This window comes from Novosphingobium guangzhouense, from assembly GCF_002896965.1.
GTDB classification, from domain to species: domain Bacteria; phylum Pseudomonadota; class Alphaproteobacteria; order Sphingomonadales; family Sphingomonadaceae; genus Novosphingobium; species Novosphingobium guangzhouense.
The window spans coordinates 217,371-230,191 of sequence record NZ_LYMM01000084.1 but is presented as its reverse complement, the minus strand read 5'-3'; the positions used below and the strand labels follow the sequence as shown (position 1 = coordinate 230,191).

At 65.1% G+C, this 12,821-nt stretch carries 11 protein-coding genes; 3 read left to right on the top strand and 8 right to left on the bottom strand.

The features are described from left to right. Positions 1-394: 394 nt before the first annotated feature. The 6 genes from A8V01_RS25470 to A8V01_RS25445 all read right to left on the bottom strand — a co-directional run bounded on the left by A8V01_RS25470 (position 395) and on the right by A8V01_RS25445 (position 7,001). Positions 395-2,038 (bottom strand): flavin-containing monooxygenase, encoded by a 1,644-nt coding sequence (locus A8V01_RS25470; protein ID WP_245892826.1) that lies wholly within the window; start codon positions 2,036-2,038, stop codon positions 395-397. Positions 2,039-2,165: 127 nt separating this feature from the next. Beyond that, positions 2,166-3,287, bottom strand: a complete 1,122-nt coding sequence (locus tag A8V01_RS25465) for an acyl-CoA dehydrogenase family protein (protein ID WP_103099039.1) — start codon at positions 3,285-3,287, stop codon at positions 2,166-2,168. Positions 3,288-3,294: 7 nt separating this feature from the next. Continuing rightward, a complete protein-coding gene (locus A8V01_RS25460) occupies positions 3,295-4,470 on the bottom strand; it encodes an acyl-CoA dehydrogenase family protein (protein WP_103099038.1) in 1,176 nt (391 codons plus the stop codon). 65 nt (positions 4,471-4,535) lie between these two features. Further along, positions 4,536-5,423 carry an SMP-30/gluconolactonase/LRE family protein gene (locus A8V01_RS25455; protein WP_245892825.1) on the bottom strand — a complete coding sequence of 296 codons (888 nt, stop codon included), beginning with the start codon at positions 5,421-5,423 and terminating at the stop codon, positions 4,536-4,538. Further along, the gene (locus A8V01_RS25450) at positions 5,416-6,117 is read right to left on the bottom strand and encodes a carboxymuconolactone decarboxylase family protein (RefSeq protein WP_170066070.1); all 702 of its coding nucleotides are present in this window, start codon (positions 6,115-6,117) and stop codon (positions 5,416-5,418) included. Before A8V01_RS25450 ends, A8V01_RS25455 begins: the two co-directional genes overlap by 8 nt. A 104-nt stretch (positions 6,118-6,221) precedes the next feature. Beyond that, on the bottom strand, positions 6,222-7,001 hold the full coding sequence (locus tag A8V01_RS25445; RefSeq protein ID WP_103099035.1) for an IclR family transcriptional regulator: 780 nt from the start codon (positions 6,999-7,001) through the stop codon (positions 6,222-6,224). Positions 7,002-7,309: 308 nt separating this feature from the next. Between A8V01_RS25445 and A8V01_RS25440 the strand changes: the two genes are divergently transcribed. Together A8V01_RS25440 and bktB are read left to right on the top strand one after the other, a co-directional pair. Further along, complete coding sequence (locus A8V01_RS25440; protein ID WP_103099063.1) at positions 7,310-8,950, top strand: long-chain fatty acid--CoA ligase; 1,641 nt, start codon at positions 7,310-7,312, stop codon at positions 8,948-8,950. Between the two features lie 45 nt (positions 8,951-8,995). Beyond that, positions 8,996-10,177 carry a beta-ketothiolase BktB gene (gene bktB, locus A8V01_RS25435; protein ID WP_103099034.1) on the top strand — a complete coding sequence of 394 codons (1,182 nt, stop codon included), beginning with the start codon at positions 8,996-8,998 and terminating at the stop codon, positions 10,175-10,177. A gap of 10 nt (positions 10,178-10,187) precedes the next feature. Here the strand turns inward: bktB and A8V01_RS25430 are convergent, their stop codons facing one another. Together A8V01_RS25430 and A8V01_RS29470 are read right to left on the bottom strand one after the other, a co-directional pair. After that, positions 10,188-11,531, bottom strand: a complete 1,344-nt coding sequence (locus tag A8V01_RS25430; RefSeq protein WP_245892823.1) for a GMC oxidoreductase — start codon at positions 11,529-11,531, stop codon at positions 10,188-10,190. A 112-nt stretch (positions 11,532-11,643) separates the two neighbouring features. After that, positions 11,644-11,829: a hypothetical protein gene (locus tag A8V01_RS29470; protein ID WP_245892822.1), complete on the bottom strand. Its 186-nt coding sequence runs from the start codon at positions 11,827-11,829 to the stop codon at positions 11,644-11,646. 289 nt (positions 11,830-12,118) lie between these two features. Here A8V01_RS29470 and A8V01_RS25425 point away from each other — a divergent pair, with 289 nt between their 5' ends. Then, a complete protein-coding gene (locus tag A8V01_RS25425; protein ID WP_103099033.1) occupies positions 12,119-12,805 on the top strand; it encodes a DedA family protein in 687 nt (228 codons plus the stop codon). The last annotated feature ends 16 nt before the right edge of the window (positions 12,806-12,821 follow it).

The window sequence follows — 12,821 nt, the reverse complement described above, 5'->3', positions numbered from 1 at the left end:
TAAGATTGTTCGCTCATGGGCTGATGTTATCGGGCGACTTGAACGCCTGCTAGTGGTTGCTTCACGAAGGTCCGCAATCAGGAACCGTGTAACTGTCTCTGAGGGGCCTGCTTGGGGCGTTTCCAGAAAGTCCGCTTTCCTACATCCGGCGCCGTCCCATACACTGCGCCCCATGCCCGATCCTACCGCCCCGAACTGCATAAGGTTACACCGCAAGGTGACACATCATCCTTCCAAAGTGACACATCGGCCGCGAAATGTGTCACCTTGCGCCCCCAAGGTGACACTTTCCGGCATAAGGTGACACCCTTTCCCTCTGGACCGTGTCAACCGTGTAAACCTGCCCAGCCCAGCGCTGTTCGGCCCTGTTCGGCGGCGGATCGAAGGTGAAGGGTCAGGCCACCGTCTCGGGCACCCCGGTCTTCTCGAAGACCATGCCGCGCCAGTTGTCGTCAGCGGCGTCCTGGCAGGCTTCGCGGTATGCCTTGAACCCGCCGGTGTACATCGTCAACCCGCGCGCCTTTCCGGCCACGTTGGCGCCGGTGTACCAGGTATTCGCCTTGCGAACCAAGGTGTTGAGCGAAAGGTCGTGGACGTGGTCCATCCATTCATGCTCGGCCTCGACGGTGGGCTCCATGGCGGTCAGGCCTGACCTGCGCATATGGTCGATCGCACCGGCCAGCCAGTTCACGTTCTGCTCGTTGATGGTGAAGATGTTCGCCAGCGCCGACGGGCCGTTGGGACCGCAGATCATGAACAGATTGGGGAAGTCCTTCATCATCAGGCCAAGGTACGAATGCGCGCCGTCCTTCCATTCCTGGTTGATGGTCTTGCCGCCCCGGCCAACCACGTCGAAGGCCATCAGCGCGCCGGTCAGCCCGTCATACCCGGTGGCAAGGATCAACATGTCCAGCTCGATCTCGCGCTCCGCGGTGCGCACGCCCTTCTCGGTCAGGCCGACGATCGGCTCCTTGAAGCAGTCGACAAGGCTGACGTGCTCTTCGTTGTAGGTCTCGTAGTAATTGGTATCCAGACAGGCCCGGCGCGCAAAGATCGGGTAGCCGCGCGGCTTCAGCGCCTCGGCGGTGGCCGGGTCGCTGACGACCTGGCTGATCTTGCCCCGCACGAATTCGGCGACCTGCTCGTTCGCCTCCTCGTTCTGCATGAGGTCGGAGAACGATCCAAGGAAGGTATGGCCGCCGTTCTGCCACGCCGATTCCATGATCTTGACGCGGTGCTCGGGCGGCAGGCTGAAATAGGGGCGCGTTGTCGCCGGGCGTACCCCGCCAAGCGGACTGTTGCGCGCCTGGGCCCGCATCGCAGACAGGTTGCGCTTGATCTCGGCGGTGTACTCGGCCGAATGCTTGTGATTGCGCATCGGCATGGTGAAGCTGGGAGTGCGCTGAAATACGACGAGTTCCTTCGCCTCCTGCGCCACCACCGGAATGATCTGGATGCCGGTGGAACCGACGCCCACCACGCCCACCCGCTTGCCTTCGTAGCTCACCGGCTCTTTGGGCCAGCGGCCGGAGTAGTAGAGTTCGCCCTTGAAGCTGTCGAAGTCCTCGAAATCGGGGCGCTTGGGCACCGAGAGCGGCCCTGTGGCCATGACCGCATAAGTCGCCTCGAAGGTCTTGCCGGTCTCGGTCCTGAAGGTCCAGACCTGCCGCGCCTCATCGTATTCGGCCCGGTTGACGCGGGTGTCGAACAGATAATCCTTGCGCAGTTCGTGGCGGTCGGCAACGAAGTTGATGTATTCAAGGATCTCTGGCTGGGCGGCGAACTGCTCGGACCAGGACCATTCGGCATCGACTTCGGGCGAGAACGTATAGCAATAGTCGATCGTCAGCAGATCGCACCGCGCGCCCGGATAACGGTTCCAGTACCACACGCCGCCGACGTTATCGCCCGCCTCGATGCCCAGCACCGAAAGGCCCATCTCGCGCAGCTTGTAGACGGCGTAAAGACCGCCGATGCCCGCGCCGACGACGACCGCATCGTACTTGCCGTCGATGCCCTTGTTAGCAGCTTCAACCATTTCGCCCATCATCTCCTGGCATCAACTTTTGGGGGGAGGTTCGATCCACCGACTATGCCGCAAGGCGCTGCGGCGGACCGACCATTGGGGGTCCGGCGGACCCAAAATCACATTCGTGAGAGCGCCTTCATGCGCCCGCGACACCCTGCAGCGCGACGAAGCCCGCGACATGGTGCTCCGCAGAGCCGTAGGCGCAGTCGAGCATCATCTGCCGCTTGAGGTGGTGGCTGATGATCAGTTCGTCCGAGAAGCCGACGCCGCCGTGCAACTGCACTGCCTGTCGCCCGACATAGAGCCCGCATTGCCCCACCCGCGCCTTGGCGGCGGAGACCACGCGGCGGCGCTCCACTGCGGGAAGGCCGAGGCTGAGCGTGGCGCGGTACGCCATCGAACGCGCCTCCTCCAGCGCAATCGCCATGTCCACTGCGCGGTGCTGGAGCGACTGGAAGCTGCCGATCGCCACGCCGAACTGCTTGCGGGTGCGCAAGTATTCGAGGGTTGCGGCATGGGCCGCCTCCATCGATCCGACCGCCTCGGCCAGATGCGCACAGATAGCCTTGTCGACCGCGAGTTCGACCGTGGGCAGCGCCGCGCCCGCCTCGCCCATCAGCACGGCGGTAACGCCGTCAAGCTTCAGGCGGGCGTGGCGGTGCTGGTCGATGGCGCGGAAGCGTGAAACGGCAAGGCCCGGCGCATCGGCGCGCACAAGGAACAGGCTGATGCCCGCATCGGTCCTCGCGGTAACGACGAACCAGTCGGCATCGGCTCCGTCCTCGACGTGCAGCTTCTCGCCGGTGAGGGTCCAGTCGGTGCCGTTGCCGCCAGAGCTGCCGGCTGCGGCGCACTCGACCCAGCCAAGGTCAAAGCCACCATCGGGTTCGAGCAGGCCCGCTGCCGCCTTCGCGCTGCCCTCGCCGATCGCGCCAAGCAGGTCAGCGGCGGCGGGATCACCGCTCACCAGCGCGGGGACAAGCACGGCATTGGCGACGTAGGACGTGGGGATCAGGTGGCGGCCGATGCCTTCCATGATCGCCATGACGTCGACCGCAGAACCGCCAAGGCCGCCGTCCTCCTCGGCGATCGGCAGCATCAGCCAGCCCAGTTCGGCCATCTGCGCAGAGGTATGCGCGGTCAGCGTATCGAAATGCTCCAGCAGCTTGAGCCGGTCGCTGGACGGCCACAGGTCCGCGCCGAGACGGTTGGCGCTGTCGGCCAGCATGCGCTGTTCGTCGGAATATTCGAAGTTCATGGCAGCCTCACAGACCCAGCGCGCGGCGGGCGATGATGTTGTGCTGGATCTCGCTCGATCCGCCGTAGATCGAGGTGACGCGCGAATAGAGCGCCCCCTGCATGCCGTAGGGCATGTCGGCCGGGCCTTCGCCGTCCAACGCCCGGAAATGCGCGGCCTCGGGGCCAAGCGCGTCCATCCACAACGCGGTGGCGCGCTGATAGAGATCCGACCAGCGCAGCTTCACCATCGACCCGCGCGGACCGGAATCGGCACCTGAGGCAAGGTCTGCCAGCAGGCGCAGCACCATGGTTTCAAGCGCCATCGCCTCGATCTCCAGCTGCGCAAGCTGCGCGGCGAAGGCCGGCGTCTCGATCAGCGGCATGCCGCCCACCTTGCGGGCACGCGCGGCATCGCGCACGCCGTCAAGCACTTGCGGCAGGTGGATCGCGGTGGCCGAGCAGACCATGCGCTCGCGGTCCAGCAGCACTTTGCCGTATTCCCAGCCCTTGCCCTCGGCGCCGACGAGGTTCCCCGCCGGCACCCGCACGTCGTCGAGGAAGACTTCGTTGGTGGTGTACTTCTCGTCCATCGTCTCGATCTTGCGGATCGCGATGCCGGGCGTCTTCATATCGACCAGCATCAGCGAGATCCCCTGCTGACGCTTGGGTTCCTGAGACGTGCGGGCGAGCACGAACATGTGGCTGGCGACCTGCGCATAGCTGGTCCACATCTTCTGCCCGTTGAGGACGTAGTGGTCGCCGTCGCGCACCGCCGTGGTGCGCAGCGAGGCGAGGTCGGACCCCGCGCCCGGCTCCGAATAGCCCTGGCACCACCAGTCGTCAGCATTGATGATGCCGGGCAGGTAGCGGTCCTTCAGCTCCTGCGAACCGTAAGTGAAGATGATCGGGCCGATGAGTTCGAGGCCCTGATGGAACTGGATCGGCGCCCCGGCGCGGGCGGATTCGCTTTCGAAGATGTAGTTCTGCGCCGGGGTCCAGCCGGGGCCGCCGTATTCGACGGGCCAGGTCGGCGCGCCCCAGCCCTTCGCGGCGAGCGCCTTTTGGTAGGCGATCAGTTCGGCCGGTTCGAGCCGGAGCCCGGCCCGCACGCGGGTAAGCCATTCGGCAGGCACCGTCTTCGCAAAGAAAGCGCGCACTTCGTCGCGGAATGCCAGTTCGGCGGGGGTAAAATCGAGGTCCATGGGCAGGTGACTGCCTTGAGGGGCCTGCTCAGTTCCAGCCTGAGGCCCTTGCAGCCCCGCTAATTTCAAGTGTGATTGTCCGGAACGTGGATCGCCTCGGCAATACCGCGCGCATCAAGCCCGGTGATCGCCAGCATCCGCCCGGCATCGGGATGGTCGGACTTCAGCTTGTGCCCGGAATCGGCGATGGTGGTAACGTAGAGCGTCGCCATATCCTGCCCACCGAAAGCCGGGCACGACGGGTAGGGCACCGGCACATCGATGCTGCGCAGCAATCGGCCCTGCGCCGAGATGCAGCCGATCCGCTGCGTCGTCACCAGCGCCACCCAAAGGCGTCCTTCGGTATCAACGGTCGCGCCATCGGGGGCGCCGATTGCAGTGCAGTCGAAGAAATCCTCGCGCGCACCCAGGGCGCCGGTTTCAGGATCGTAGGGATAGCGGCGGATCACGCCTTCGAGCGTGTCGGAAAGATAAAGCCAGCGGCCGCATGGCGAAAAGCAGATCGAGTTGGAAAGCTTCAGGCCAGTTTCAACTTGCGCCGCATTGCCGCTGCCATCGAGCCGCCAGACGGTGGCCAATGGCTGCTCCTGCCCGCCGTGCTGCATCGTTCCCGAAAGGAACCGCCCCTGCCGATCGACCTTGCCATCGTTGAAGCGGATCGCTCCGCTGCCGATCGGCGGGAATACCAGCGGCCGCACCGCGCCCTGTGCGTCGATCAGCGCGAAGTGGTCGGTGAACGCGGCAACCAGGCCGTGCTGGGCCAGGCCGATCGATCCGACTGCACTCGCGAACGTCCATTCGCGCTGAACCCGGCCGCTGGCATCTGCCGCCATGACGCGGTTATGGCGGATATCGACCCACCACAGCCAGCCCCGCCGCGCGTCCCAGACCGGGCTTTCACCAAGGTCATTGGCGACTTCGGTAAAGAAGCGGATGTCCATCCCGTCAGTCACCCTTAGGCTCTGCCACGGCGCGCATCACCGCAGGGATACCATCCGTGCAGGCATGAAGGCCAAGGTGCGCCACAAGCTGGAAAACCTGCGCGATCTCCTCTGCCGAGGCGCCGGCATCAAGCGCCTCGCGCACTTCGATGCGCACGGCCCTTTCATTGAGATGCGTAGGCGACGCGGCCAGCGCCAACCGGATCAGCGCCCGCTCGCAAGGAGTGAGACGCGAGGTCCGCTCCGCGACCACCTGAAGGTTCGCCAGCGCCGAAGCCCATTCAGGCGACACACGCGCTGCGGCCGAGAGCCAGTCCTGCGGCCCGGCCAGCGGTGTTCCGCGCGCCGCCAGTTCCTGCACCAGCACATCCATGCCCATGGCCACACTGTCGAGCCCCTGCATCGTGGCGATCTGAAGCACTTCGACCAGTTCGGCCGCGCTGCATCCGATATCCAGCGCGATGCGGATATGGACCTCAAGCCCCGCCTGGAACAGATGCGTGGTCGAACCATCGACGGCCACGTAAATCAGTTCGCGCATCCGCGCCGAAAGCGGGCCGGTGCATGCAGGGCTGGAGGAATAGGCAAGGTAGGCTTCCAGCCATTCGGGACTGTATTCCAGAAGGCCGTCGTTGAATTCGGCCCAATACCCGCGCGCCTCGATGTAGGCGTGCTTGAATGCCTGCTTTTCCGCTTCGGTCTTCACCGTTGATCCTCTCTCCATCAAGGCGGGAGGATGAACGCACGAGGCGTAGCCGTGTCGATTCCCACGCGCGCGATCCGCGCGAAAATCATCAGCGTGATGGCAAACTACTCGGCAGCCTGCGCGTAGTGCTGTTCCTCGCGGATCGCCTTGAATTCGGCGATGCACTCCTTCATCGCTTCGATGATGTCGTACTGAGCGCGCGAGATGCGATCGGCAAAACCGCCCACGCCGACCGCAAGCGGAATGCCGTGGATCTTCTCTCCCAGCGTCATCGATATCGAGGACACTTCCTTCGTCGGCTTGTTGGCCATGTACGCGTAGCCGGTGTGGCGCGCCCAGCGGATTTCGCGCATCAGGTCGACAAGGTCGAAGCGCTGACGCTCGGCCAGCTGATAGTAGTTGGTGTAGCGGCAGATCTTGTCGATCTCACGATCCTTCATCTCGCTCATCAGGGCCAGACCGCCCGCGGAATCGACCAGTAGACGCATGGTGCCGACGGGGGGCGGCAGCTTGAACTCATGGTCCGGAGCTTTCAGGATGATGTACTGCACGAACAGGTCGTTCTGGGTGCTGAGGCCCACCGTCTCGTCGGTACGGCGCTGCAGTTCGTCCACCAGCCAGCGGTAGCTCTCGTCCGAATAGACGTAGCCCGGCAACCAGTTGCCCAGCGCACCCACCCGCATCGTCGGCAGGTACGTGCGCGTCATGCGGTTGTAGTTGAGGTAGCCCATCACGACCATGCTCTTGAGCAGGTTGGTGGCGCTTGACTGGGGGTAGCCCAGCGTCGTGTAGACTTCATGCAGGCGCATGGGCCTGCGCTCTTCCGCAAACAGCTCAAGAACCTCAAGGGTCCGCGACGCCGATTTGACAGTCCGCCGGATCATATCCGCCTCTCCATATGCGGCCGCATCATGCGCGGCTTTGTTGGTTTCGTTCTAATCCCATCCGGCGCCCGAACGGAATGTCGGCCGAGTCATATCACATATGTGATGATGGAGCGGCAGGAGAATTTCCCGGATGACAGCCATTTAGGCCAACCCGGCACCACAAGGGCATATTCCTCCTGTGATATTCGCGCGCAGCGTCGCCATCAGGTTCCACTGCGCCATGGCCGCCGTCTACCCCTGCCGTGATGAGAGCCGGCACCCAGCGGAGCCGAGCCGAAAACCCGCGGGAAAGGAGCAAGGCTGCGATGATGGGATTGATGCAGTGCCTGCCGCTGACGATCGGCAGCGTGATCGATCATGCCGAGCGCAACCACGGCGCAACCGAAGTCGTCTCCCGCCGCGTCGATGGATCGCTGGAGCGCACGACATGGGCGCAAGTCGCCGAGCGGGCGCGCCGACTGGGCAGCGCTCTTGACGCGCTGGGCGTGGCGCGGGGCGAATGCGTGGCCAGCCTGGCCTGGAACCGTACACCGCATCTGGAACTCTACTATGGCGTCCCCGGCAGCGGACGCGTACTGCACACCCTGAACCCACGGCTGTTCGAAGATCAGATCCGTTACGTTCTTGCCGATGGCGGCGCGCGCGTGCTGTTCGTGGACCCGGATCTCCTCGCGCTGGCCGAAGGCGTGCTGGCGATCCACGACGCGCCGGTCACCGTGGTGGTGCTCTGCGATCGAGGCGATATGCCCTGCTCCGCCCGCACGGACCTTATCGCCTATGAAGACTTGCTGGCAGCGGCCGACCCGCTGGCCTGCTGGCCCGAACTCGACGAACGCGCCGCCGCCAGCCTGTGCTACACCTCGGGCACCACGGGCGCGCCCAAGGGGGTGCTCTACAGCCACCGCTCCACCGTGCTGCACGCCATGTCGCTGATGACGGCGGATTCAATGGCGCTGTCCGCACGTGACAATGCCTTGCTGCTGCCGCCGATGTTCCACGTCAATTCGTGGGGCGTGCCTTACGGCGCGGCGATGTGCGGTGCCAGGCTGGTACTTCCCGGCGCACAGCTCGACGGCGCCTCTCTCCATGGCCTGCTGCGTGATGAGGGCATCACTTTCTCGCTCGGGGTGCCCACCGTCTGGTTCAGCGTGCTTGACCATGTGGAACGCACCTGCACCCCCGAAGAACGCGCCGGCCTGCGTCTGGAGCGCGTGTTCATGGGCGGCGCCGCCACCCCTCGCGCGCTAGTGCAACGGTTCCGCGACCTGCTGGGCGTGGAAACCATGCAGGCCTGGGGGATGACCGAAACAAGCCCGGTCGTCGCCGTCACTCACCCGATGGGGCGCCATCATGGCCAGTCGTGGGACGATGAACTGGAACTGCGGGCCAAGGCGGGGCGCTGCCTGTTCGGCTGCGAGGTCGGTATAGCCGACGCCGACGGCAACGTGTCAGGCCCCGGCGCGGACACGGTAGGCGCTCTGGTGGTACGCGGGCATTGGGTGGCCAGCGGATACTTCGGCAAGGCTCCCGGATCTGCGCTCGATACCAACGGCTGGTTCGACAGCGGCGACATCGCGCGCATCGATGCCGATGGCTTCGTCCAGATCACCGACCGCTCGAAGGACGTCATCAAGTCGGGCGGCGAATGGATTTCCTCGATCGACCTGGAAAACGCCGCCGTCGCCCACGCGGCAGTCAAGGAAGCCGCGGTCATCGGCGTGCCGCATCCCCGCTGGCAGGAACGCCCGCTGCTGCTGCTGGTCCTCCAGCCCGGCGAGGACGTATCGCGAGACGAGATGCTGGCCCACCTTGGCGAACACGTCGCGCGCTGGTGGCTGCCGGACGACATCGTCGTGGTCGACGAACTGCCGCACACCGGTTCGGGCAAGGTCTTGAAGTCAGAGCTGCGCGATCAGTACCGCCATCACCTCGACCCCGCGCATTGATCAGGCCGCGCATTGATTAGGCCACACATTGATTAGGACTGCCCCGTGACCACCATCTACGCCGTTGCCGCCGCTCGCACCGCCATCGGATCGTTCGGCGGCTCCCTCAAGGACCAGACACCCGGAGATCTGGGCGCGCATGTGGCCCGCGCGGCCCTTGCCCGGTCCGGCCTTGCCGCCGATGCGGTTGGGCACGTGGTATTCGGCCACGTCATCCCCACCCACCCGCGCGATCACTTCGTTGCCCGGATCGCCGGGATCGGCGCCGGATTGCCGGTGGAAACGCCCGCCTTGACGGTGAACCGGCTGTGCGGATCGGGCCTGCAGGCGATCATCTCTGCCGCGCAGTCGGTCATGCTGGGCGATTGCGCCGTCGCGATCGCGGGCGGCACCGAAGTCATGAGCCGGGCGCCGTTCTATCTTCCCGACATGCGCTGGGGCCGCAAGATGGGCGACGCCGCCGCGATCGACGGCCTTAACGGAGCGCTCACCGACCCCTTCCACGAAATCCTGATGGGCGTGACTGCCGAAAACGTGGCGACGCGTTACGGCATCACCCGCGAACAGCAGGACGCGCTGGCGCTTGTCAGCCAGACACGCGCCGCGCGGGCGATCGCCGAGGGTCGCTTCCGGGACCAGATCGCGCCGTTCGAAGTGCGCACCCGTTCCGGCACGCGCCTGTTCGATACCGACGAATACGTGCGCCGCGATGCTACCCCCGCAGACTTCGAGAAACTGCGCCCCGCCTTCCGCAAGACCGACGGCACCGTCACGGCGGGCAATGCATCGGGCATCAACGATGGCGCGGCGGCGGTGGTCCTTGCCAGTGAACAGGCAGTGCGCGACCATGGGCTGACCCCGCTGGCGCGGCTGGTGGCTTACGGCCATTCGGGAGTGGACCCGGCCCATATGGGTATCGGCCCGGTCCCGGCGACACGCGCCGCGCTGACACGGGCGGGATTGCAGGTCGCAGATCTTGACGTGGTGGAGGCCAACGAAGCCTTTGCCGCGCAAGCCTGCGCGGTGGCCACCGAACTTGGGCTGGACCCGGACAAGGTCAACCCGAACGGCAGCGGCATAGCGCTGGGCCATCCGGTAGGCGCAACGGGCGCGATCATTGCCACCAAGCTGTTCCACGAACTGCGCCGCACCGGCGGCCGCTACGGCCTGACGACCTTGTGCATCGGCGGCGGTCAGGGCATCGCTGCGATCTGGGAGCGCACCTGACCCGGCGTTTTCACGCGCCGCCTTTGCGCGATGCCGTGTTCTGGCGCTGGATCACGAATTCGCTTTCGGCGCTGCGCTGGATACAGTCGGCAGTGCGCAGGGCCAGGGCCGCGATCGTGAAGGTCGGGTTCGCCCAGCCCGAAGTCGGGAACACCGAACTTCCGCCGATGTAAAGATTGCTCACGCCATGCACGCGCCCATCGGCATCGACCACGCCGGTCGCCGGATTGTCCGACATGCGCGTGGTGCCCATGTGGTGGTAGCCTCCGATCGGATGCGCGCTGATCATGGGATCGGTCTGCCAGCGACGCTCGGGCTCAAGCAGCCACTCCGCCGGGACGACACTGCCGCCATCCAGCCGCTTCATTTCCCGCCCCAGAAGATCGACGAGGCGGTCCACCGAATGGATGTCCAGGTCATTCAGCCGCCAGTCCAACTGCGCGCGCGGCATGCCCAGCGCATCGCGTTCTGTGCCCAGCGTCACGCGGCTTGCCGGGTTGGGAGCCTGCTCTGCCCGGATGACCAGCGCCATTTCGCTGTACCCCAGCTTTTGCAGCAACCACGGCCGCGCCGGATCGATGACCTTTTGCGCCATCATCGCCGCTTTCTTGGCATAGAGCCATAAGGTGCGCGCACCGCGCGATGGATCAAGATCATGCTTGATCCGGTTGTAGGCGCGCATACCCATGAACTGCGCGGCGCTGGCCGGTTGACGGGACGCGATGGTGAGTGCGCTGTTGAGCATTCCTTCGCGCCTCTGCGCTTTCTCCCCCGGCGATACCAGCGCTGCCACCGTCTGCCCCTGAACCGCATGGCGATTGCCGAAGAGCCGCAGCAGCGACCACGCTTTGGCCGACAGCACCTTGCCGCCACGGGCATGAGGGTGCTCCATGAAGAAACGCCCCACCAGATCGCACCCGTTCCCTATCCCGCCGGAATGAACGGAGCGTGAGGCCAGCAGCAACCGCGGGTTCTCGATCCCGCCTGCCGCAAGAACGAAAGTGCGCGCATGGACAAGGGCATCGCGCCCGCCCAGACTGCGAACCCGCACCGAGGCCACGCTCCGCCCCGTATGGTCGGTATCGATGGAGGTCACCGTCGCATGCGTGAATACGGTGCATCGGGGATGGCGGATCAGATCCGCACAGGCCTTCATGGTGAAGCGGCTGGAACTGGGGTCGAACGACCAGAGCTTCAGCGCGATCTCGTCGGGGTCAAAATCCGGCATCTGCACGCCCGCTTCCCGCAGCGCCTGGGCAGAGGGTCGGCCAGGCGGCAGTCCGAAGACGCCTGCAGCCTCGTCATAATAGGGCTGCAACTGGCGCATCGTGATCGGCCAGCCGGAATGCGGCACCCATTTGCGTGGCTCAAGGTCGATCGGGTCAAGCTGGGCGACCCGCCCGCCCCAGATCGCCGTCGTTCCCCCGAAAAAGCGCAGCCGCGCGTGATGCAGTTCGTAATAATCCTCACCGACGTTGGTTGAGATCGGCTGTCGCCGGCTCGTAGTCGATGCCGCCGGATTCGAGCATGGTCACCGTCCTGCCCGCTGCAAGCAGACGACGCGCCATCGTGATGGCTGCCACGCCGCCGCCGATGATGCAGATATCCGTCGCGTAAGTGGAGAAGTCGGTCTTTTCGAAATCCAGATGCATGTCGTCACTCAGTCAGAACCCGGAGAGCCTTCGACCCGGTGCGGAAACTGGACAGCCAGCCCGCCGATCGCATGAAAGCTCACGATGCTTGGGAGATAGGGGCGCAGGGCCCGCGCTTCCGCATCGGCAACATTGATTCTTCCCAATGTCGCGCCGGTATGCTGACCGGATCGCTGATCACCGCTGTATAAGCGGCGGGTGTCTTACGCCGATCGCCATGGTCCACCCCCGATGTTCTGCAACCGACACGCGCCTGCGCTGTTGACGATCAGGACATAGGAACAAGGCAATGGAAGAGTTCATCTCGCGGGTCACGCAATTCGTGGCCGTGCACGGCGTCTGGGCGGGACCGATCGTGGGCCTGTTGTCCTTCGGGGAATCACTGGCCGTCGTGGGGCTGTTCATTCCGGCAACGGCCGTGATGCTGGCGATCGGCGGGCTGGTGGGAAGCGATGTGCTGGCCCCTTTGCCGATCGTGCTGTGGGCCATCGGCGGCGCGGTACTGGGGGACTGGATATCTTTCGGCCTTGGCCGCTGGATCGGCCCGTCGGTCTACCACCGCTGGCCGCTCAGGGCCTATCGCCCGATGGTGGCCCGCACCCGCCTGTTCTTCCGCAAGTACGGGTTCATGGCCGTATTCCTTGGCCGGTTCCTTGGCCCGATCCGTGCCACGGTCCCGCTTGTCGCAGGCGTGCTGGACATGCCCCGCCGCCCCTTCCAGATCGCGAACATCGCTTCTGCGGCCTTGTGGGTGCCGGCGATGTTCCTGCCCGGCATCCTTGCCACGCGGCTTGCGCAGGCCGGTATCATGGTCATCGGCACGGGCATCACCGAACTCCACCTGTTCGCCTTTGGTGCAGGCATAGTGCTGATCACTATTGCAGCAATGGCCATCGCGTCCCGTCTGCTGGGCGGGTCCAGACGGCGTCAGCGCAACCGGTCGCGACGGGTTGGGTCGGCAGGCAACCCGCGCTAACGACGGCTACGGCACC